Source organism: Aliifodinibius sp. S!AR15-10, assembly GCF_031569985.1.
Taxonomy (GTDB): Bacteria; Bacteroidota; Rhodothermia; order Balneolales; family Balneolaceae; genus JAMQKA01.
Window position 1 is genome coordinate 1 of record NZ_JAMQKA010000045.1, and the last position, 23,390, is coordinate 23,390.

Sequence of the window (23,390 nt, forward strand, 5' to 3'; positions counted from 1 at the left end):
TTTTCTCCACGCAGCACAGCCCAGGCTTCCTCAATGGTCACCTTCTTCATCCGTTGCAGGATGCCCTCCGGCACTTTCGGGCGTCCATCGGGATAGCGTTCCCCTTCCCATTCCGGGGTCAGGGCAACTACCTCCTGCCTAGATAGCTGGACTTCTTGCGCCGTTATCGGTTCTGAGACTAAGAGTAGCAATAATACAAACACCAAGTATTTCAATTGTATCATAAGAATTTGAATATAGAAATGAATTATAGTTATGAATCTTCCCCTGCCCCTTAGAAAAACAATATAGTGTTAATAAAACACTTTTTTTAAATGTTAAAAACCCAACTCCCAGTTTTAATTATTCCAGACTTTCCCATCTTGCCGGATATGCCAGGCAGATTCCCCGTCAAATCCCGACGTCGAGACTTCAAACATTGTGGTTGTGACTTCTATATTGGGATCAAACTCCAATCCTTCAATCTTTATATCGTCGATTCCCAGCGTAGAAGCATCATCTGTATACACACCATGATTCAGATAATATTCTCGCATTCGATAATACACCTGGCGCAGAGCCCATTTCACCCGTTCATTCGGATCACGGTTAAAGTTCTCCGTTCCTTCGACGGCAATTTGTTCAGAAAACTGAACGGTTCCCCACATCTCGGGATAATGAATGTTATTCAATCCTTGAGGAGACCATACGGTGAAGTCGGGTCCATAGGGACGACCCGTGTTAGGATCCTGCTCCAGCTGATATTTCCCGTCTGCCACCTCCAATCGCCGCTGTGCGCGGGCAAAATTCATTTTCCACTGGTCTCCGGAGGCAATTGATTGGCTTCCCGGTGCCACTTCCAGCAGGGCATCCATCGGGATGGCATACTCGGTAGTCCATCCCTGGTCAGTATCTTCCGGGTTATTGATCTCCCCATCCAAACTTACGGCCGACTTGTAGTCCAACAGGTTCCAGTTGCTCAATATCTGGGCCCCGTTGCGATAGGGTTTGGTCAGGAACAGGTCCCATATTGTGCCGAGGGCGTTAATCTCAAATTCCACGTAATCATGGGTATCACCGTTGGGATCAACAAAAATTTCGAATGCATTGTCCAGGTAAAGCGGAGCATTTCGCTCGGTCATCGTCCCCCAGATGTCATCTTCTTCCAACTCCGCCGCCACATACAGGTAATCCTCATCCCACAGCAATTTAACCCGCGTTCGGTGTTTAGGTTCAGCATCTGAACCATCCATAGGCATAAAATCATCCGTCCAGTGAGCACGTTGCCAAATTTCCTCATCAATAGTTCCATCAACCTGGATCGGCTGATCCGTTTTATAAATTACATAGGTTTTGGGATCAAAGGGAATTTGGGGACTGGCGAACTCTTCCCACTCAACGCTATCTTCAGAACCTTCTGTATTTTGTGATGAACAACCCAGTATAAGGCCAGCCACAAATCCACAGAAGATGACCAATGCAAAAATACTGTAGTAATTACGAAAGAAGCTGGCTCTCCAAACACCCAGTTTTTTATTTTGCATTAATCGTTTCATGATCTGTATTCCTAATTTAAACAACTTACCAGCCCCTGACGCGCCGAGCCTGCTTATTAACTACCCGCGTGTTTCCCCTGGATTTGGTAGATTCCATCTTGGGCTGCTATCAGGATCACGTTGTTCTGCTCCCCACTGAAACTGACGTTATTCGTTGCGGTGGGAGCCGAGATGTTCTGGATGTGATTTCCTTCGTTATCAAAAACCTGTACGCCGATGCCCTGCGTCGTGGCGACATACACATTGCCCTGCGAATCAACCGCCATACCATCGGCACCGCTCTCCTGGGCGCCCTCGGGAATCTGGAGTTCGGCAAAATTGCGCTTATTTGTTACGGTACCGTCACTGTTCACATCACAAGCGAGCAGGTGAGAACCCCGCGTATTGGCAACATACAGCGTAGATCCATCCGGAGAAAGACCCATCCCGTTTGGAAATTCGATATCATCGATCACGCGAATCACTTCACCCTCAGCATTTACGTAATAGACAGCGGGCGTCTCCTGCATCTTTTCTCCACCGGCAATAAACTGGGAATCACTGAAATAGAATCCGCCTTTATCATCCACCACAATATCATTGGGACCGTCGATGCGGGTGCCGTTGTATTCATCGGCAACTACACGGATCACCTCTCCATCCGTATTCAGCTCTACCACCCGGTGCCCCAGCATTTCACAGGCATAGATCGTGCCGTTTCCACTGGCCTGCAGCGTTGTTGTGACCCCGTTGTCCACCCTCAGCGTATCGATCTGCCCGGAAGGCGATTTCCGCATAGTTCTACTCTGTTCCGGCTGCTCGAAATTATTGTTGGTGAAATAATAGCTGCCATCCATGTACAAGGGAGAACCCGCCGTGTCGAAGTTATAATCGCCGGTTACTGAGGTTAATCGTGCTCCTTCAGCTACTACAGAACTGCTTTCGCCGGTTTGTTGTTCAGCTTCTTCTGAAGATTGCTTCCCGCATCCTGCAACTACTAGCAATAACACCATCATTAGGCCAGTCGAACTGTTTATATATTTCATCGTCTTTTCCTGTTTTCTTAATATTAAATGTCTCAATAATCTTATTATTCACTTATTGCTTGATCCGGCAATACAAAAGCTACGTAGTAATCACCAGGGTTTGTGCCACGACCACCGCCGGCCGCAATAACAATGTACTGTTTGCCTCCAGCCATGTAGGTAGCAGGTGTGGCAAAACCACCGGTTGGCAGAGTAGTTTCCCAGATTAGTTCGCCGGTATCTTTGTCGAAAGCCCGAAACTTGTGATCCCTGGTGGCTCCAATAAATAACAGTCCACCGGCTGTTACAATAGGCCCACCCCAGCTTTCCATGCCGGTCGGAGGAATATCTTTATCAGCCAGTTTGGGATGTGTTCCTAACGGAATCCGCCATTCGATCTCTCCAGTATTTATATTAATTGCGTTGAGTGTTCCCCAAGGCGGTTTAATGGCAGGCAGTCCATTGGGACCTTCGAGACGTCTATATGCCGTTATGTTTATAAAACGGCCACCCTCATTGTCTTGTTTATCTATGTTTTGTTTAGATTCTTCGATAGTCCCTTCTTTTTCATTATATAAATAAGCGATAATGGCGTCTTTTTGCACTTCTGTGATATTGGTGAACGCCGGCATGCGCCCGCCCCCTTTTTCAATAATATTGAGCACCTCCTCTTTTGTAAGCCGGTCCTGAACATTTGCAATAGCAGGATAGGTCGGATGCATCCCCTCCCGGTTGGCCCCATGACAGGTAGCACAATTGCGCTGGTAAAACACTTTTCCCCTTTCATACAGACTTCCGCTGGCTTGAGTCTCCTGCTCTATCCTCTGTAAAGATAGCAGCTCAGGACCTTCATTGGCATTTACGTAAAGCATCCCTGAATTCGGATCGTGTGCCGCCCCGCCCCAATTGGCCCCACTCTGAGTACTTGGGTAATAAAGTGTCCCTCGTGGATCAGCCGGCGTAAACAGGCCATCAGCCCGGTATTTATCAAAAAGAGCCAGTGCCGAATCACGGGCTTCAGCTGTTAAAGTGGGGACCTGATCCCTGGTATAATTTTGCCTTATATAAGGTTCTGGTACCACTGGATGGGGCTGAGTGGGCCAAGCGTTCTCATTTTCAAAATTCGATTTCGGGACTGGACGCTCTTCTATCTCAAACAATGGCTCTCCTGTTTCCCGATTAAATACAAAAGTAAACCCAGTTTTTGTAATCTGGGCAACTGCATCAATCTCTTCCCCATTTTGTTCTACAGTTAATAAATTGGGGGGAGCTGGCAAGTCGTAATCCCACAGGTCGTGGTGCACAGTCTGGTAATGCCAGATATATTCACCACTGGAAGCATCAAGTACTACCAATGAGTTTCCGAATAAATTCTTGCCGGGTCGATCACCACCATAGAAGTCATATGTCGGTGATCCCAGTGGGACGAATACCATGCCGCGTTCGGGATCCAGGCTCATCCCAGCCCAATTGTTAACGCCCCCCTTTGCAATTTCTTGATTTCCTTTAGTTTGTTCCCAGGTATCGTATCCCAGTTCCCCGGGTTGTGGAATGGTATGAAAAATCCATTCCTGCCGGCCGGTCCGCACATTATATGCACGAATATGACCAGGAGCTGAATTATAGCCCTCTCCCACGGCTGAACCCATTATAATCAGGTCTTTATAGATAATGCCCGGAGAGGGAGATTTAACCGAGATAGTGCTCGGATCACGCCCCAGACCTTCATTGAGATTCACGCGGCCGCCGTCACCAAACTCCTTGACCAGTTCCCCGGTTTCTGCATTCAATGCAAACAGGTAGGAACCAGCCGAAAAGAATATCCTTTTGTCTGAGCCTTCCTCCCAATAAGTAACTCCTCGCATGTACCCACGGGGAGGATCTTCAGGAAACGGCTGATACATCCACAGCTCTTTGCCAGTCTCGGCATCTAACGCAAAAACATTGAGTCGAGGTGTGCCTCCGTAAAGCACATCATCAACAATAATTGGATTGGTCTCCATGGTTGAATAACCGTCCTCTTCCAGATCCCCGGACCGGTAGGTCCATGCCACCTCAAGCTGGTCTACGTTATCCTTATTGATCTGGTCAAGCGACGAATAACTGCTACTATAGGTGTCGGCTTTATATACTTCCCAGTCGTTCCCCTCTGGTTTAGACTGACAGCCAAGTAATAAGAGTAGAAAAACGATCCAAAATCCGCCTCCCTTTAGTTGGTAAATAAGCCGAACTGTTATCGATTGTACTGAACTCAAATAACTAAAATCTATTTTTTCCATATTTATATTTTTTCCCACCAAAATACGATTACTATGCTAGTGACCTATATTTTTTAACAGCTCTTTACATCTTAGAAGGGCCCGCATGGTGTGATAATTGCCTTTCCAGATGGTTGCCTTCGGTGCCTCTTTCATATCGGGGTCCTCATCGAGACCACTTTCATACCAACCGCCATATTGCGGATCAAGGAGATACGTTTTAATGTAGTCCCACTGTTTGGCAAATAGATCGAAGTAGTCGTAATTGGGATCATTGGGAAAGTGCTCAGCCATAATAAGCAGCGAATGCAGGGCTTCCGCTTCGGCCCACCATACTTTTGAGGAATCGGTCACCGTCAACTGTTGGTCACCCTGGAAATAATAACCACGGTCGTAAAATCCACCTTCTTCCCCATCCCACGCGTTTTCAATAGTGTGATCTACCATCTTCTTAGCCTGGGTAAGAACGGAATCTTCACTAAAGTCCAGCGCATGGGCAGCTTCGAGCAACAAAAATGCAGCCTCAATATCATGGCCAAAAGTGATGTGATCTGTACCCAGATTCTCTTGCTGGACCGCACGAGATGAGTCTTTATAAATGATGGGCGTCCAATCTTGTTTGAAATAGAGGTTCATATACCCTTTGTCGGTGGTAAATCTATCCCGGACGACGATAAACATTTCGTACAGGCGATCACGCACTGTATCATCCGGCCACACCTGGTAGAGTTCAGCCAGTGCTTCCAGGATGTGGATCCCACTGTTGTAATCTTTGGCGTAGCCTTCATCGTATGGCTGTCCTTCGCGGGTCAGGCTGTTAAAGTAGCCCCCGTATTCTTTGTCATGTGAACCGTTATCCAACCAGCGAAATGCTTTTTTTGCCAGCTCCAGGGCCGCAGTATCGCCGGATGCCTGATAGTAGGATGCCAACCCATAAATTCCAAAAGCGTTTCCATACAGTCCCTTTCGGATTACGCCGTCATCTTCGGTTCGCACATCCCCTTCGCGAGAAACGGTTGTATAAAATCCGCCATGTTCATCATCCCACATCGTCCTCCTTAAAAAATCGAATCCATGCCGGCCATATTTCAGAAAACCTTTTTGGGATGAATCGCGATAGGCCACTTTTGAAGCAGTCCAGGTATGGCGGGCCTGTGTAACAATCATTTTATCCTGGGGACCTACAGGCTGCCAGTCATGTGAGTAGCGACTTAAAAATCCACCATACTCATTGTCAACCGTTCGTGGATACCAAAGCTGGTATTGGTCGGTCAGTACGCTGTCTATCTCTGAGGCAATTTTTTGTCGCTGATCCCCAGCCTCTTCCGAAACATCCTGACAGTTAGTAATCAAAAGACATGTGAGTGCCAGACATAAAAAACTGAAACTTATGTCCCATCCCTTATACCGTTTAAACATAAAATTAATCCCTAAGTTAAAATCTAGCTTTAAACAACCGACTCATGGACACCGTTTTAGCCTGTGTCCATGAATGGCTATAGGTGATACTTTCTGGGAAAAAACGCGATCTCTTTTTAATGGGAAGTTCTACCCATTTAGCTCCAGAGACGATCCCAGGATCGTTGTTCATCCCATTCGGGCGTCGGCTCAAAGAAACCCAGCTCTTCATCCATATGCTCTTTGACAACCTCCTCATTCAGTTCCACCCCGATACCCGGTTTTTCGGGGACGGTGACATACCCGTCCTGGACAATCGGTTTTTCAACCCCGGTAACCAGATCGTCATACCAAGGGGTGTCTACAAAGTGGTGCTCCAGCCAGAGAAAATTTTCTGTCGCCGCCGCTGCGTGTACACAACCCAAGAAGGAAACTGGTGATGAGGCGTGGTGCATCTGCATCGGGATGCCGTGCTGCTGCGCATAGTCGCCAATTTTCTTTGTCTCCAGCAGTCCCCCTGCACCCACGGGATCGGGATGTACAATGTTGACCGCCTGGTTGTCGATCAGATCTTTAAAACCTCCTTCCAGCATATAGATATCTTCTCCTGTAAGCGTGGGAGTTGTCGACGATTCGGTAATCTCCCGCCACTGGTCTGTGTAGTGCCAGGGAATCACGTCTTCCATATACGCCAAATTGTAGGGCTGGGCAGCACGGGCCAGCTTAATCGCTTCATTGACGCCAAAGTGTCCCCAGTGGTCGGTACCCATCGGAATTTCGTAGCCGATCTGTGAACGCATGACATCCAGGTATTCCATCAGGCGATCGATTCCTTTTTCGGTGATCTGCACACGGGTAAAAGGGTGCTCGGTGTTGGCATAACTCCCGGGGATCGAGTTCCAACCGCTCAGGCCGCCGGGTTTATTCTCCCAGTGCTCGGTATTAACAAGCGCGCCGGGGACATCCTCGAGCAGGCTAATACCAATATCCATTTTTAGCGCGGTGTACCCACGATCTACCCGCTCCTGCATACGCTTGGCATATTCCTGGGGGTCTTTTGACATCGTCGTATCACAATAAATCCGCACTTTGTCGCGATATTTACCGCCCAGCATCTGGTATACCGGCACGCCGTATGCTTTACCGGCCAGGTCCCAAAGTGCCGTCTCCACCCCGGAAACACCGCCACCCTGCCGACCATGGTGGCCAAACTGGTTGATGATTTTGAAGATCTTCTCCACATTGCAGGGATTCAGCCCCAGGATGCGGCTTTTAAGCATAAGTGTGTATCGATAGTCTCCGATGTCACGGACATCGCCGTGCCCCACAATACCCTGGTTAGTATAAATACGGATGATGGGTGTCCTGAGCACACGGGTAATCCGCATATCAGTTATTTCAAGATCAGTAGGATTGGAATTCCGGTTTACATTTTGAGATGCATACGCAACCTGGTCCTCAACCGGGGCCAGCGTCATCCCGGCCATGCTGAGACCACCTAATCCCATCTTCTTTAGAAAGTCTCTTCGACCGTTCTTCTTTTTGTTATTCTTCATAGTGATATCGTTACACTCTATTTTTTTGGGTTTTAAATTTCGTTCATCTAGCCAGCACCAATAAATTCCATTAAAACCTAGCCATCACTTTGGCTCAAAAGCACCGTTCCAACCGGCAACCTGAGCGATACAACTGCAATCATCTGCAACTGTATAGTCAGCAAATTCCTATTCATCGGGCTGCCCGGTCTCTCCGACGGCAGCCGCACCTTGTGCAGGATTGCTGGTCTCAGAGGTCGTCTCTTCATCTTCCACCAGGGCCCGGCGGCGCCACCAGTTGGCCAACGTCGACCCGGAGATGTTCATCCACGGGCCAAACACCGCAGGGGCCAGTCCAACTGTAGCGATCTTGCCCATCTCCTGGGCCAGACCGGAGGCCATCCCCCCGTTCTGCATGCCAACTTCAAGGGCGATAGTGCGACAGGATTTTTCATCCATGCCCAGCAGGCGCCCGCCCCAGTAGCCAAAGAAATAGCCCAGGGCGTTGTGGATGATAGCTGCCAAAATCAACAGCAAGCCGATGGAAACCAACGAGTCGCGGCCGGCGGCGGTAATAATGGCGATGATATAGGCGATACCCACCATCGAGACCACCGGCATAATATCGTCGAGCCACTTCATTTTACCATGCAGGAAGTGGTTGAACAGCAGCCCCAGCACAATGGGTGCGATGATCATGTTCAGGATACTCAGCATCATCCCGATCGCGTCGATCGGTACAAACTGGCCGGCCAGCAGCTGCATCAAAAACGGGGTGGCCAGTGGAGAGAGCATGGTTGCCACTGCAGTCAGAGTTATTGAGAGGGCCAGGTCGGCCTCGGCGATAAAGGCCATCACGTTGGATGCCACCCCGCCCGGGCACGACCCAATCAGCACGACGCCAGCTGCAATCTCGGCGGGGAAACCAAACGACAGCGCCAGGCTGATTCCAACGATAGGCATGATGGAAAACTGGCAAACCAGTCCCACCAATACCCCACGGGGTTTTTTCATAACCCCGGCAAAATCTTTCAGGCTCAGCTGGGTACCCATCCCGAACATAATCAGCTGGATCAACGGAACGATCAGGTTACTCAGGTTATAACCGCCCCACGTGGTCATATACTGCGGGTAAAACATCGCAAAGGAAACCGAGGCAAAGATCCACAGCGAAAAGGCAAACGATTTAAAGATGGTTTCGGTCCCGCGTACACCAATGGCCAGGGCCACAAACATGGTGGTGATCAGCGGCCCAAGGACCGTTGCCCCGTAACCGGCCGCCGCAGCCACCCCGGCGGCAATCAAACAAAATAAACTCAGGTACAATAAACTCTTGTAGATTGTATTCATCTATCTAAAACTTAATCGTTAATGTTAGTGGATAGTGTTAAATCTAACTTTACAAAATATGGAAGAGGAAGGCAGCAGTGATATCCAGGATTGCTGGATATCCAAAACTGCGCTTCCAGATTCAACTCCTTAGCTCCACAATCTATCCCATGAACGCTGCTCATCCCATTCAGGGGTAGGCTCAAAGTACCCGGCGCCATCAATAAGATTTTCTTTGATAGCCTCTTCATTCAGCTCAAATCCGAGCCCGGGTTTTTCTGGAACAGGTACGTAGCCTTCATCAAATACGACGGTGTCGTCAGAAATCAGGCTGTACCATGCATCGTTTTCTACCGAGTGGTGCTCCAGCCACAGGAAATTCTCTGTGGCCGCTGCGGCATGCACCGAGCCGAAGAACCCGATCGGGGAGCCGGCATAGTGCAACATCGAGCCAATACCGCCCTGCTGGGCATAATCGCCAATCCGTTTGGTCTCCAGGATACCACCGGCTGAGCCAAGGTCCGGGTGCACTATGTTAACCGCCTGCTTATCGATAAGCTCTTTAAAACCCCCTTCCAGTCCGAAGATATCTTCGCCGGTAACCGTGGGAGTTGTCGTTGAGGTTGTGATCTCTTTCCACTTGTCCACCCACTTCCAGGCGACGAGATCTTCCATATAGGAAAGTGTGTAAGGCTCCAGACGGCGGGCCAGCTTGATCGCTTCGTCGGTATCGAAGTGGCCGGTATGGTCGATACCCAGCGGTATTTCGTAGCCGATGGTATCGCGCATCACTTTTACATACTCCTCGATAGCATCAAGACCCTTTTCGGTAATCTGGATGCGAGTAAAGGGATGATCAATTTGCCCATACTCACCCGGCGTTCCGGAATACTGGCTCTGCAGCCCGCGTTCGCCTTGCGGCGCATGGTGGTGAGTATTAACAAGAGCCCCTTCAATCTGGTCTACCAGTCCAATGCCGATATCCATTTTTAGTGCGGTGTACCCTTTTTTGACACGAGTTTCCAACATTCGATTGGCAAATACCTGTGGATCTCTTGCCCCTGCGGTATCGGCGTAGAGGCGAACTTTGTCGCGATATTTTCCTCCCAGCAGCTGATAGACCGGCACGCCGTACGCTTTGCCGGCCAAGTCCCACAGTGCAGTTTCGACACCTGCCACGCCGCCGCCCTGGCGACCGTGGAACCCGAACTGCCGTATCATTTTAAAAAGCTTTTCTACATTACAGGGATTTTCCCCGAGAATACGACTCTTCAGCATTAGAGCATAACGTGGGTCCCCGTCGTCACGCACTTCTCCATAACCAGAGATCCCCTGATTTGTGTCGATTCGAATGATGGGAATGCGAAATGGGATACCGCCCACTTCGGCAATACGCATGTCGGTGATCTCCAGCTCAGAAGGAGAGGAGTTCCTGTTCACCTTGGAGGTGGCATGCTCTATCTGGTGTTCATAGGGTCCCATCACAAGAGAGCCGAGACCGAGTCCCCCCATTCCCGCTTTTTTTATGAAATCCCGCCTGTTTACACCCTTCTTATTTTTTCCTTTATCACTCATTCTATTCTTCCGTTATATTTTAAAATTCTGTTTTCATCAACACTATTCTTCTTCACCTTCAAGCAGGGCATCAATGGTTTCCTGCCCAACGCCGAGCTCATCCTTCAGGCGCTGAGTATTTGAATTCAACCAGTTCCTAAAATCTTCCTGTATCTCATCTGCCCACTGGGTATCCATCTGGCCCGCAGTGTAAGTGCCATCCTGCACACGCATATGAGCGAAGCGATCTCGCAATCGCGTTCTTTCAGATTGTTCAAGCACTGTCTCTGCCAGGTGCGCCGGAATAAAAACGACCCCTGTTTCTTTAGCGAGCACCACATCTCCCGGCATCACGGTAACTTCACCGATCAGCGTGGGGGTATTCAGACCAATCAGCATCATCTCCTGGATAAAAGAAGGATGCCAGTCTCGTACAAAGGCATTGAAACCCTCAATTTCTGATAGTCCTTCGCGATCCCTGGATGATCCATCAAAAACGACTCCATTTCCTGAGTTGGCGTAAATAGTGTTACCCAGGCGATCACCGATCAGCGTCCCGTCTTTTATTTTTCCAAAACCGTTGGCTACGTACAGATCGCCCTGCTCAAGTTTGTCGATGGGCCAGGTATTGGTCGGTCCGGTGTGTCCCGCCTTTTTTTGGTTCTCCGAAATAAATTTCTCAACACCGGGACGCGCCGGGTAGTAGGTGGCCGTCAATGCTCTTCCAACCATCGCCTCACCAGGTTTGAGAACTTTCCATGGGCCTCCGACAAACTGGTTGTGATAATCATATCTTCTTAGAGTTCCCCATGCCTCTTCCACAGATACATGCTCCATGCGTTCTAAGACATCTGCGGGCACTTTAGGGCGTCCATCGGGGTATCGTTCCCCATCCCACTCGGAAGTCATCGCAGTGAGTTGTTGCCTGGATATGGTTTGAGCTTTCAAAGTTTCCTGCAGGCAAAAGCAAAAAACTGCCAGCAGCATCACGCTATATTTAAGGGATTTCATAATTATATCCTCTGGTTTTGTGTTCGTATTGATCATTTGTCTAGGTTGTGATTACGTTGTAATAGGTTGTAAATCCCGGGTTAAATGTCGCCGTCCTTTTGTTGTCCTCCATTAATAATTCGGATTCTGTTCCAGCTCCGAATTCACATACAGTTCAGACTGGGGAATCGGGAAATATTGATGTTTGGGGAATTCAAATCCTTCCAGTTCTTCATCTGCCAGTTCCCATCTCCGTAAATCATTCAAGCGGTGGTATTCAAAAGCCAGTTCCACCCTTCGCTCGTGGACAATTGCCCGAAATATCTGCTGGCTGTTCCCAACCGGATATTCTGCCGTTGGAAGATCGGGCATTCCCACGCGGTGGCGCACCCTGTTAATCAAATCGACCGCTTTATTTTGTTTTCCATTGGCGTTGGCAGCCTCCGCCGCCATAAGTAATACGTCTGCGAAACGAATTAGCACTACATTCCTGGAATTTGCTTCTTCATTTCTATGGATCGGGAGCATTCCCTTCTTCATTGCATAGCCTGTAGGGGTCCAGCTCTCATCGTATACCGGGTCAATCTCGTCATAAGGATCGCCTTGCCTGAATATGTTATAGAAAAGCCGTGGATCTTTCCCATCGATGGCCGTGGGTCCGTCATGACTTTCAAATTCATCAACAAGATCCTGGGTGGGTAAAAGGTTTGCAAATCCTCCTCTCCCTTGTGGTAGGTTCAGGTAGAGACGCAAATTTCCTTCGTTACTTGTTGCCGCGTCCTGGGTCGCCCAGGCATTACCGCCTACATCCCGATACTGCACCTCAAAAATCGATTCTCCGTTATTGTCTTCGACCCAAAGTTTGCTGTAATCGTCAATTAACTGGTATTGTCCAGAGGTAATGACGCTGTCAAAATAGGTTTCTGCCAGCCCATATTTTTCGTCATATAAATACACTTTCCCGAGCAAAGCCAGCGCCGCACCTTTGGTAGCTCGTCCTAGATTTTCTGGCCCGTACTCTGATCGCAACGGCAGCAAACTGGAAGCTTTTTTAAAATTCCCAATCATAAACTGGTAGATTTCCTGCTGTGTGCTTTTCGGCTTTAATGATCTTTCCAGGTTTTCTGTGTCGGCCTGTTTTATGAGTGGTACATCTCCGAACAAGGTGGTTAAGTGCCAGTAGAAGAGGGCGCGCAAGAAAAGAGCTTCTCCCAAAATGCGATCCCTGAGGGGATCGGCCATCTCAATACTCGGAATTTGTTGCCGTACCAGGTTACTTCGGAAAATCCCCTCGTAGCACGCCTGCCATATCAGGTCGATTGGATTCACATCGGCGGCAAATGTCCAGGAATCGAGTGAGAGCGCCGTAGCATTGTGCAGTATCACGTCATCCGTCCCAGCCTCAACGGCTTTGGGATAGTTTTCGCTATACATACTTGCTGTCTGCAGAGAGGCGTATGCGGAATTAATGCCTGAAATAGCATCCGCTTCAGTCTCGTAAAACGTACCGGTTGTCAATGATCCGGGAGGCTCTATCTCAAGGAATTCGTCGCCACAGCTCGTGCAAAGCAGCACCGCACATAGAAAGAGAGCGATATATTTTCCTTGTTTAATCATAACTACTCGTTAATTAAAGCTTACCTGTAGTCCGCCGTGGATTGACATTGGAATGGGATAGGTCCCAAAATCAATACCCCTGGTCAGGGAACTCCGTATTCCGGAAGAGAGCGTACCCACCTCTGGATTGTAAGAGCGGTATCCCGTAAAAGTGTGAAGATTTTTAGCGGCTATGTACAGGCGTGCACTCGACAGGTTAATTCTTTCCAAAAGTGAGGGACCCAGGCTGTAGCCGAGTTGAATATTTTTGATCCTCAGGTACGATCCATCCCCAATAAACCGTGTTGACGGCCGAAAATTTCTGTTGGGATCTCCGTTGACCGCTCTTGGCACATCGGTATCACGATTGTTTGGCGTCCATCGATCCAGCATCGTCGTCGTGGCGTTATTATCACCTTCCCCATCGTTAATTCCCGCCCAGACGAGATTGAATATCTCATGTCCCTGCACACCCTGCAAGAAAACTCCCAGGTCAAAATTTTTGTATGCCAGGTTGAAGTTAAAGCCGTAATAAAAATCGGGAAACGGGCTCCCGATCACTGTCTGGTCTTTGGCATCTACGGAACCGTCGTTATTGAGATCTTTAAACTTGACATCACCAGGTGCAGCGCCCGGCTGAGTGGCGTGACTTTGCACATCCGCCTGGTCTCTGAAGATTCCCTCCATCACATAACCATAAAACAGGCCTACCTGGCCACCCTCCCTGGTAATGGTTGTCGCATAGTTGGGATCGCTTTCCACCTGCGCTATCACCGGTTCTCCACTGCCCAGTTCCGTAACCTCATTCTGGAACGTTGAGAAATTTCCGGAAAGCCTGTAGTCGAACGCCCCGATATTATCCCGGAATTCCGCTGTAACCTCGATGCCGGAATTGATAACCGAACCGGCATTCTGAAACGGACCATTATTTCTGCGTATGCCCGAGGTGGTGTGAACTGGCAGTCGAATCAGCATATCGCGGGTATCTTTCCAGTAGTAGTCGAAGACAAAAGAAAGTTTGTCATTTAGCAGCATCAGGTCCAGCCCGACATCGACCTGGGTCGTTGTCTCCCATTTGAGATCGGAACTGCCGAGTTCCAGATGAGTAGCTCCCGGCACCAGCTCCTGGTCTTCTCCTAATATATACCGTGCTCCCGGTTCTATCGTAGTATATGAGGCAAAATCACTGATCTCCTGGTTGCCTACCTCTCCCCAGCTGGCCCTGAGTTTGAAGTAGGAAAGCCAACTGATATCCATAAACGGCTCTCCTGTTATAAGCCAGCTGGCAGAGATAGCCGGGAAAATGCCATACCTGTTTTTTTCCCCGAACCGTGATGTCCCGTCGCGCCTGATCGATGCCATCACACTGTATTTGTCGTCGTACGTATAATTGACCCGACCAATTTGCGAACGGAGTGCCCAACCGGATTCATCTCCACTGAGATTAGTTTGTCCAAATCCCGCGGAGATGGTCCTTACTTCGTTATTAGGAAACTCGTCAATAACACCGGTCATATTCCTGAGCCAGGCATTCTGCTGCGTATAGCCGGCCAATATTTTAATATCATGCTTATTTGCGAACGATTGCTGATAGGTCAGAGTGTTTTCAATAAGAAATGTATTTTCGGACCGCCTGTTTTCTGTGAGCGTTGCTTTGTTATTGCTTCGATTTCCCATTTCATAGCGTGGTATGAAATTTTTCGATTCGTCATAGAGGATATTCCCACCTACATTCAGCCGATATGAAAGCCCGGGAAGAAACTCGTATTCAGCAAATACCCGACCCAATATTCTGTTCTGTACCGTCTCATCCTCAACCAGCGTCAACACGCCCACCTGGTTCGATCTGTTCACCGGGCTCCTTTCAATGGTGGGGCCGGCAAAACCGCCCAGGTTATCGGGGTTATAGACCGGAACGGTTGGCGACTGCTGGAGTAGTTCCTGCATGATATCCGTCGAAGGATTAAATGTGCCGGTCCATATACCCCGACTAAACTCTATGGATTCTCCCACTCTAAATCGATCAGCAATCGTAAAATCAGTATTAATCCGGGCCGAATACCGTTCAAAACCGCTGCTGGGCATGGTGCCCTCTTTATTGTAGTAACCGCCCGTAAAAGCATACCTGTTATTTTCATTACCACCGGAAATTGTAAACGTATAGTTCTGAATGGAAGCACGGTCAAAAGCGGCCTTCTGCCAATCGGTATCCTGTTTTAAGTTCTCTGAAAGTAGTGGCTCCTGCAGTGAAATCGGCATGCTGCGTTCAACGGCCTGGTAGGCGTCGCGGGCATAGGCCGTGTACTGCCGGGAATTCATCATATCTATCGTGTTGTTGACTCGTGATATCCCTCGGTAAGTGTGAAACGAGACTTCGGTTTCCCCGGGCTGCCCACTTTTTGTCGTCACTATTACCACACCATTGGCGGCTCGTGCTCCATATATTGCCGAGGCGGATGCATCTTTCAAAATCTCCACGGACTCAATATTTTCGGGATTCAATGTCGCCATCGGGTTTATTGTCCCCCCACCGCTATTGACTACCGGTACGCCATCGATCACAAACATCGGGCTGTTGTTACCAAATGTGGATATCCCGCGAATATTGATGTCAACCGGGGCACCGGGTTGTCCTGTACTGCTTGTTACCAGCACACCGGCGGCCCGTCCCTGCAGGGCCTCTTGCACCCCGTCGGGAGTCACGCTGACGATCTCATCCGCATCGACCGAGGCTATTGATCCGGTAACATCCGATCGTGACTGCACGCCGTACCCGACAACAACCAGCTCATCCATCGGCATGGGCTCCGGCTGCAGATGAAAGTTTACATCGGTGGTATCACCCGCTCGTGCTACTACCTTCTTTTTTATTTCGGCATACCCCAGGTAGGAAACCGAAAGGGTATAGCCTGCTGGATCAAGCTCTGAAATTATAAAACGTCCTTCGGCATTGGTTGAGGTTCCCTCTTGGCCTCCAATGATTGTAACATTTGCACCAATAAGCTTGCGGCCGGTATTCGCATCAATCACCTGGCCAGTGACTACGGCTTCCCCTTCTCCTGCCCTATGCTTATTTTTTTCCTTTAACACGATATATCTGCCGCTTAACGGTACAATATCAATCCCCCTATTTTCCAGGATAATCCGCAGTGCCTGGCCAAGCGAAATATTCTCAAAATTGGCCGCAAACAGCTGCTTGTCATCCCATAATTTATCCCTGTACGAGAAAAAAACGTCCGCCTGTTTTTCGAGCTCATTTAGTATCACGCGCAGGGGGACTTCTTTTAACTGCAGGCTCACGCTTACCTGCATGAATTCAGGTGAGTTCGGCTCAATTCTCGTAACATCGTCACCCTCTCCCGGCGCAGACTCAGTTTCTTGAGCAAAAGAACCGGTAACTGGGAAAGCCAGACAAACGGCCAACACCGACAACTGCAGTATTTTTAAAAAGTACTTGGGAAGTTTCATTTCATACTTCCGGCCCCGGGATCACCCTAGCACGATTATTTTTCCATTTCTGGCTTTAAAATTATTTTTTCACCGTTTTGTGTATATTTGATATCAAGAGAATACATAGCAATTTCCAACACCCTGGCAAGCGACTCATCGTGAAACTTTGCCGTTAGCTTTCTTTCCTGCAATGTAGAATCGGATATCTCAAATGTCACACCATAATAATTGCTTAGTTTGGTCAGCACCTGATCCAGCGGACTGTTATCAAATATCATAACACCATCAATCCACCCCAGGTGAGAATCAATATTTATATTTTTAGGCTGGCTGGGCATTCCATACTCATCAACCTCTGTTACCTCTCCCCGGGTTAACAGCACCTCTTGTTCCGAATTACCAGGTGATTCAGCGTTCTGGTTTTCTGGTGAGCGTACGGCCACTTTCCCCTCCGCCACAATCACCTGTATCTTTTTATTATTTGGATAAGCATTGATATTGAACTTAGTACCCAACACTTCTACATCGGCCCGTGGGGTATGCACGAGAAAAGGCCTGTCCGGCATTGAAGTAACCTCGAAGTAAGCTTCTCCCTTCACAAGTTCCACTTCCCGGACTTTGCCCGCAAACTCTTCAGGCAGCCGAATAATACTTGCTGCGTTGAGTCTCACATTCGTACCGTCACTAAACGTGACATTTACCTGTTCTCCCGGCTGGGTTGCGATCTCCCGCATTACCGGGTTGGGACCATTCAATAAATAATTTATCTGGGAGGGGAAAACGAAATACGAGACAATTCCCATAACCAAAAGCGCAGCAACAGCACCAATATGCCAGCGGTACTGGTATAGCCAATGGGGAGAACGAGACTTCTTCTTTCTGCTCCCACTTCCACCGGAAAAATTAAGCTCATATATAGGGGTCTCCGCCTCCTCATGTTCTGTTATTCTCTGGGATATATTTTCCCAGCTCTTTGGCTTGTTAGAATTGAAACCGAACTCTCCGGAAATTTCCCACGCCTCCTTTAAGCTCTCGTACTCATCCTCGACGTCTGGATCTTCCTGGATCCATCTCTCCACATTTCTTATTTCGTCTGCAGAACAATCACCTTTTATATAGCGAAGTAATAATTTTTCTAAATTCGAATAATCTTTCATCATTTAAAATCTTACCAAAAAATAAGTGGCAGTTTATTTTCATTGCAAAAGGAACATATTTTAGCTTTCATTTTCTAATTTCTTTCCATCACCTTCAGATTATAATACGTTTAGGCATCTCTATACCATGACACTTCTCAACTCTCTTTACGGTTAAAAAGGAGAATGAATTGTAAAATTTATTAAATGCCTATTCGCCAGAAGATTTTGGAGGTTCGGAATTCACAGCTCGAAAAGCGGGTCATAAAACTGCCCATGTCCAGCCCACTAGTCTCCTCAGGACCACAACAAGGGTGTCTGCTAGTAATTATATCCGACGCCTCAATGTATCAAGAGCAGGTGCAATGGTACCCCGGTACCCTGGAATCAAAGATTTTAATAAAAGCTATATTTCCCTGTGATATTCAACACAAAACTATCGACTAAAATAACGAAGCAATTGTAAAACCTAAACGGGGTAATTTGACAATAACTAATCATTATCTTCCAACACCTTTGAATATGAGTTAACACCACTGGGCGATAGTAGCCTTATCACCTGAAGAGAGTCACTGTTATTTGCTACCAAAATGAGCGTGGCATTTGCCGTTGTAATTGTGGCCAGATCTTTCACATTGCCCGGCGCCATAAATCCACTTTCAAATGGTGACACGGGTTCAAAGCTTCCGGTTCCATCCCCGAGCAACACCAACCCGTTGCCGGCATCATTTCTTGCCGTCCCGGGAGCCGAGTTATAGAAATTTCCGGCTATTATTATGTCCAGCTGTTGATCCCCATTTACATCCCGAGGTATGATATCATTTACCGGGGAAATCTGAGCAAGGTTGGGCAAAGCGGTAAAACTGAACGTTCCGTCCCCGTTGTTCTCAATGTATGAGCTGGCAAAGTAATCGGCCTTGTAGTATAGAGCCTCACTAAGTTTTTCCTGTCCCACAATATCACCCAGGCTTGCCCGTGCATAACTGCCGAAGGTCTGGAACCTGCGCATGGGTCTCGACAGCTGGTTGCCCATGGCACGCATCCCCACCAGTGGATAGGATTCCCCGTTCTTTTCCACGGTAAGCACCGCATCAAGGGCGCGGTTGCCATCAAAATCACCGGCATACACCTCAATCGGGTCCTCTTTCCTGGTCTTGTAGTTGCTGTTCAGGCCGATATTCCCGGCCACGAGATCCTGATCACCGTCCCCGTCAAAATCTGCCTTGCTCAGGCTGTACCACCAACCGGTGTGGTTTCCACTTGCGGTCTCGGTTACATTTTCAAATGTGCCCCCGGTATTTCGCAGAAACGTCACCGGCATCCAAACGCCGGTGGTTACCAAATCCAGCCGACCGTCTTGATCAAGATCTATCCACTCGGCATCTGTAACCTGCCCGAACTCTCGAAGGGCGGGCGCCACCTGTTGTGTTACATCTGTAAATGTTCCGCCATCATTGCGGAGGATAAAGCTGTTGGCTGGCGTTGGATATTGCCCCGGCACCAACCTCCCTCCAACGAAAAGATCCTGGTCGCCGTCACCGTCGTAGTCAGCGGGCTGAACGGATGAGCCGCTAGTCATCAGGTTTGGAAGGGCGTCCCGTGACCGAATGAATTGCCCGCCCCCGGTATTCAGGTAGAGGCGGTCCTGCAGCAGCTCGGAGACAGGAGAAAACTCGTTGCCCCCGCTTACGACGTAGAGATCCATATTGCCATCCCCATTGGCATCGAAAAAAGTGGCGGCTACATCCTCAAAATCACGATCTTCCTGCCAGGGCTGATTCTCCGTCGATCTCCTGAACGTTCCATCAGGCTGTTGCAGGTACAGCGCGCCGGCAGAACCGGCTGCCCCTCCGATATAAAAATCCTCCCTACCATCCCCATTTACATCCGCAACGGCCATTCCAGGGCCCAGACGGGAAAGCATATTGGGCAGGAGCGGCTCTTTTTGGAAGTCATTGTATTCGTTTTCCTGGTGTTTGTAGCCCACATTCATTTTTTTCGGGTTCACACTGGAAAAATATTTTTGAGCAATGTCGTAGCCTTCTCGTGAGATTCGCTGCTCTGCATCTTCATAACGCAGAGTTATCTGTTGCCCACTTGTAATGTTAGTCAACACCTGGTAACGATCGTCGGGCCACGTCACCTTTAAAGTATCTACCTGGGCACTGCTGCCTAATCCAAAATGAAGCCGCGGCTCCACGGAAGACTGGTAACCACGGTATGGCGACATGTAGGCATACTGTTTTTGACCATCGGCCGAGATCATGACTTCTGCTCCAACACCGTAGGTATTCAGGGAATCCCCTCTAAGTGCCACAAACAGGTTGTGGTTCGTTTTGTTCAGGGTATCGGCCCGATTTTCATAGAGAAATGCCTCGTGATTGGTGTTATTCATGACTAGGTCCAGGTCCATATCGTTGTCGAGGTCCGCATAAACGGCACCATATGTCAAGGAGGGCTCGTCGAATCCCCACGGCTTCGACTGGTCACTAAATGTCAGGTCGCCCCCATTCTTGAAGAGGTAGTTGGCCACCATAATGGAATCGAGCTCATTCAGCTTATTCAACTTTGTTTGAGCATGGGCATCATCCCCTCCGAACATAATCGAACGGTTCAAATCGATGATATAATCGTAGTTATTCACATTTTTGGGATATCCATTGGTGACCAGCACGTCCTTGAGTCCATCACTGTCATAATCCCCAAAAAGAGCGCTCCAGCTCCAGTCGGTGTATCCAACGCCGCTGAGTTGGGCTATTTCACTAAACTTCACATTTCCCTCTTTATCGACCCCGTTGCTAAGCTGCATAGTATTAAGCGGGTATTGGGGCATATACCCGAGATCCCGCAACTCCTGGTAGTGCTCGTAATTGGAAGCACCGGTAACGGTTTGTTGATCTTCCAGCGATGGGGGCATCATGTCCACCTGCAGAATATCGGTCCAGCCGTCGTTATTGAAATCGGCGGCATCGGTCCCCATACCGGCGTAACTGGTGTGTTTAAAATAGTCAGCTGCCTTGTCAGTAAATGTTCCATCCCTGTTGTTCACATAGAGCAGGTCGTCGCTCTGAATATCATTGGAGACATAAATGTCGGGCCAGCCATCACGGTTATAATCATTGACAGCCACACCCAGGCTATACCCCTCTTTGGTAATCCCCGCTTCTTCGGTCACATTGGTAAAGGTGCCATCGCCGTTATTTTGGTACAGGGCATCCGTACTCTTGGCCGTACCGTCGTTCACTTCTTCCCTGTTGCCCATGCGGCTGTCACGGGAAAACGAGCCGGGAAAATTATTCATCAAGAAAGCATCCAGATCTCCATCCTTGTCATAATCAAAAAATGCCGTGTGGCTGGTGTACCCGGTATCAGCCAGGCCAAATTTTTCCGCCTTTTCAGTAAATGTCAGATCCTGGTTGTTTATAAAAAGCTTGTTCTTTCGTTGTTCGGCGGTCGTTGTCTCGGGTCCCGAGATAGAAACATAAATATCCAGGTATCCATCACCATTAATATCCACCATCGAAACACCATGCGCCCATCTACTGGTACCGGTATTTGAAGATTGGGTGATATCCTTGAATTTCATATCGCCCTCATTCAGGTAGAGGCGACTTGATACCATATTTCCTGTGAAGTACAAATCAGGCAGACCATCTTTATTGATGTCTCCCACTGCTACGCCCCCACCGTTATAGATGTAGGGAAAGCTTATAACGTTAAAATTGATGTCATAAGTTACCTCATTTACAAAATCCACCCCGGTTTGAGAGGAGTCCAGGCGTTTGAATAACGGGTCGGTAGATTCGCTGGTAAACAGGCTACAACCAGCAAGTAACAGCACCATAGGCAGAAAAAGAGTGGTGAACCTGTTCAATATTCTCATCTAAATAAATCCTTTTATAACAGATTGATATGCGAAATATACGATTTGTGACACGTATCGGATATATGAAGTTTATAATACTTTGAATAAAAATATAGAGAATGGGGACCAGGAAAACAGTTCCCGGTCCCGCATTCCCTATTTGGTGTGGGCTAGATTCTATATAATCCGGCTAAATACTAGTAACCGGGATTTTGATCATCTTCCGTCATTTCGGTGTTTGCGTTGATTTCGCTCTGGGGGATAGGGAACACTTCGTGCTTGCCCTCCTGGAACGAACTCCATGCATCGGCCGCCATTCCCCATCGAACCATGTCCAAGAAACGAGTCTGTTCACCGGACAGCTCCAAACGACGCTCCAGAACCAACCAATCGAAGGCTTGCGACTGGCTGGCACCGGTATTCCGATCAGCCAGAATGTTGCCAGTGGGATCAGCTCTTCTTCGAATTTGATTTATCAACTCGATTCCTTCTGAAACCTTAGCTCCGCCCTGCATGATCTTAGCTTCAGCCATCATCAGCATCACATCTGCATAGCGAATGACGTCCATATTAGCGTTGGACTCACTGTTTTCAGCCTCATCCGTTTTCTGATACTTCTTCCAGGCCCAGCCTTTGCCAGCAAAATCATAGGGTTCGCCTCGATACGTACTGTTGGGACCAAAGTAAAACGCCTCTAATCTCGGGTCATCGGGATTGTATGCATCAATCAGATCCTGTGCCGGTACGGAATTATAGAATGCGAATCCGTCAACGCCGTATTCCTGCGGACGAATGGAGGTTTCATTCCTCCCGGTTCCATCGGTGCTCCATCCAAAACCGGTTCCGGATTTAAACTGTACTTCAAACACAGCCTCCTGGTTGTTGTTTTCATCCGGATGGTGGTTCCAGCGCATCGCGGTTACAGCATTTTCTACAGTATTTCCACCATAGTCGCTGGCCCGCTCCAAGTCATATACGCCCTGATTCATCACCTGCTGAAAGGCACTTTCTGCATCACCATACTCTTCCTGGTAGAGATGAGCTTTACCAAGCAGTGCGTAAGCGGCCCCGGAAGTTGCACGGCCTTCCTGCCCGTCAGGGTACCCTCCCTTTTGCGGAAGTACACCAGCTGCGGCACTGAGATCACTTTCTACCTGGTCCCAGATTTCTGCCTTGGAAGCCCGGGGGGTGTTGAGTTCTTCGAGATTCTCAACCGTTCTCAGTGGACCTCCGCCGTATATGGCATTAATGTAGAAATACCCGAGCCCACGCAGAAATTGGGCTTCAGCCACAATACGATCCCTGGTTCCCGAATCGATATCCTCCATTTCACCAACATTGAGGATCGTGGAGTTGGCTTTGGAAATCATGTTGTAGAGGTTGCTCCAAGGAGTTGTGACGTGGGTATTCCCGGAGGCCCCGTAGGTATGATTCAGGAGTTCGAGTGGTGGCCCTTGGGTGTTGCCGGTGGTTCCCACTTCCTGGCCGGCAAAATCAAACAGGAAGAAAATGCTGCGTCCCCACAACCCGTGCGCCTGCAACATAGCATAGGCGGAATTGACAGATGCAAGAGCCTGGGCTTCTGTCTGGTAGAACGTGTCGGAGTTGACGCTGTTACTGTCAGACTTCTGCAAGAAGCTGTCCGTACAGCCCACATAAATGAGAGCTGTCATACACAATGAAAGCGTTATTAATATTATTCTCTTCATAATTACCTATTCTTTAAATATTGAATTTCAT

13 protein-coding genes and 1 pseudogene are annotated in these 23,390 nt (G+C 48.6%); all 14 read right to left on the reverse strand.

The window, feature by feature from the left end; all coding sequences use genetic code 11:
* A pseudogene (locus NC796_RS20770) lies at nt 1-224 on the reverse strand (RraA family protein); the annotation flags it as partial.
* Between the two features lie 114 nt (nt 225-338).
* Nucleotides 339-1,535, reverse strand: a complete 1,197-nt coding sequence (locus tag NC796_RS20775) for a carbohydrate-binding family 9-like protein (RefSeq protein ID WP_310687389.1) — start codon at nt 1,533-1,535, stop codon at nt 339-341.
* Nucleotides 1,536-1,591: 56 nt separating this feature from the next.
* Nucleotides 1,592-2,560 carry an SMP-30/gluconolactonase/LRE family protein gene (locus NC796_RS20780; RefSeq protein ID WP_310687390.1) on the reverse strand — a complete coding sequence of 323 codons (969 nt, stop codon included), beginning with the start codon at nt 2,558-2,560 and terminating at the stop codon, nt 1,592-1,594.
* Between the two features lie 44 nt (nt 2,561-2,604).
* Nucleotides 2,605-4,818: a PQQ-binding-like beta-propeller repeat protein gene (locus NC796_RS20785; RefSeq protein ID WP_310687392.1), complete on the reverse strand. Its 2,214-nt coding sequence runs from the start codon at nt 4,816-4,818 to the stop codon at nt 2,605-2,607.
* Between the two features lie 36 nt (nt 4,819-4,854).
* A complete protein-coding gene (locus NC796_RS20790; RefSeq protein WP_310687393.1) occupies nt 4,855-6,150 on the reverse strand; it encodes an AGE family epimerase/isomerase in 1,296 nt (431 codons plus the stop codon).
* Nucleotides 6,151-6,353: 203 nt separating this feature from the next.
* Nucleotides 6,354-7,751: a mandelate racemase/muconate lactonizing enzyme family protein gene (locus tag NC796_RS20795; RefSeq protein WP_310687395.1), complete on the reverse strand. Its 1,398-nt coding sequence runs from the start codon at nt 7,749-7,751 to the stop codon at nt 6,354-6,356.
* Nucleotides 7,752-7,919: 168 nt separating this feature from the next.
* Nucleotides 7,920-9,080 carry a bile acid:sodium symporter family protein gene (locus NC796_RS20800; protein ID WP_310687396.1) on the reverse strand — a complete coding sequence of 387 codons (1,161 nt, stop codon included), beginning with the start codon at nt 9,078-9,080 and terminating at the stop codon, nt 7,920-7,922.
* 129 nt (nt 9,081-9,209) lie between these two features.
* On the reverse strand, nt 9,210-10,634 hold the full coding sequence (locus NC796_RS20805) for a mandelate racemase/muconate lactonizing enzyme family protein (RefSeq protein WP_310687397.1): 1,425 nt from the start codon (nt 10,632-10,634) through the stop codon (nt 9,210-9,212).
* A 42-nt stretch (nt 10,635-10,676) separates the two neighbouring features.
* Nucleotides 10,677-11,624, reverse strand: a complete 948-nt coding sequence (locus NC796_RS20810; protein WP_310687399.1) for a hypothetical protein — start codon at nt 11,622-11,624, stop codon at nt 10,677-10,679.
* Between the two features lie 111 nt (nt 11,625-11,735).
* Nucleotides 11,736-13,220, reverse strand: a complete 1,485-nt coding sequence (locus NC796_RS20815; protein WP_310687401.1) for a RagB/SusD family nutrient uptake outer membrane protein — start codon at nt 13,218-13,220, stop codon at nt 11,736-11,738.
* Nucleotides 13,221-13,229: 9 nt separating this feature from the next.
* The gene (locus NC796_RS20820) at nt 13,230-16,667 is read right to left on the reverse strand and encodes a TonB-dependent receptor (RefSeq protein WP_310687403.1); all 3,438 of its coding nucleotides are present in this window, start codon (nt 16,665-16,667) and stop codon (nt 13,230-13,232) included.
* 35 nt (nt 16,668-16,702) lie between these two features.
* A complete protein-coding gene (locus NC796_RS20825; RefSeq protein ID WP_310687404.1) occupies nt 16,703-17,809 on the reverse strand; it encodes a FecR domain-containing protein in 1,107 nt (368 codons plus the stop codon).
* A 469-nt stretch (nt 17,810-18,278) separates the two neighbouring features.
* Complete coding sequence (locus tag NC796_RS20830; protein ID WP_310687406.1) at nt 18,279-21,668, reverse strand: VCBS repeat-containing protein; 3,390 nt, start codon at nt 21,666-21,668, stop codon at nt 18,279-18,281.
* Nucleotides 21,669-21,847: 179 nt separating this feature from the next.
* Complete coding sequence (locus NC796_RS20835; protein ID WP_310687408.1) at nt 21,848-23,359, reverse strand: RagB/SusD family nutrient uptake outer membrane protein; 1,512 nt, start codon at nt 23,357-23,359, stop codon at nt 21,848-21,850.
* Nucleotides 23,360-23,390: the final 31 nt, after the last annotated feature.

Excerpts from the sequence above, each read along its gene's own strand:
- NC796_RS20775 (WP_310687389.1), bottom strand. The coding sequence starts at position 1,535 with ATGAAACGATTAATGCAAAATAAAAAACTGGGTGTTTGGAGAGCCAGC.
- NC796_RS20780 (WP_310687390.1), bottom strand. The coding sequence starts at position 2,560 with ATGAAATATATAAACAGTTCGACTGGCCTAATGATGGTGTTATTGCTA.
- NC796_RS20785 (WP_310687392.1), bottom strand. The coding sequence starts at position 4,818 with ATGGAAAAAATAGATTTTAGTTATTTGAGTTCAGTACAATCGATAACA.
- NC796_RS20795 (WP_310687395.1), bottom strand. The coding sequence starts at position 7,751 with ATGAAGAATAACAAAAAGAAGAACGGTCGAAGAGACTTTCTAAAGAAG.
- NC796_RS20800 (WP_310687396.1), bottom strand. The coding sequence starts at position 9,080 with ATGAATACAATCTACAAGAGTTTATTGTACCTGAGTTTATTTTGTTTG.
- NC796_RS20805 (WP_310687397.1), bottom strand. The coding sequence starts at position 10,634 with ATGAGTGATAAAGGAAAAAATAAGAAGGGTGTAAACAGGCGGGATTTC.
- NC796_RS20810 (WP_310687399.1), bottom strand. The coding sequence starts at position 11,624 with ATGAAATCCCTTAAATATAGCGTGATGCTGCTGGCAGTTTTTTGCTTT.
- NC796_RS20815 (WP_310687401.1), bottom strand. The coding sequence starts at position 13,220 with ATGATTAAACAAGGAAAATATATCGCTCTCTTTCTATGTGCGGTGCTG.
- NC796_RS20820 (WP_310687403.1), bottom strand. The coding sequence starts at position 16,667 with ATGAAACTTCCCAAGTACTTTTTAAAAATACTGCAGTTGTCGGTGTTG.
- NC796_RS20825 (WP_310687404.1), bottom strand. The coding sequence starts at position 17,809 with ATGATGAAAGATTATTCGAATTTAGAAAAATTATTACTTCGCTATATA.
- NC796_RS20830 (WP_310687406.1), bottom strand. The coding sequence starts at position 21,668 with ATGAGAATATTGAACAGGTTCACCACTCTTTTTCTGCCTATGGTGCTG.
- NC796_RS20835 (WP_310687408.1), bottom strand. The coding sequence starts at position 23,359 with ATGAAGAGAATAATATTAATAACGCTTTCATTGTGTATGACAGCTCTC.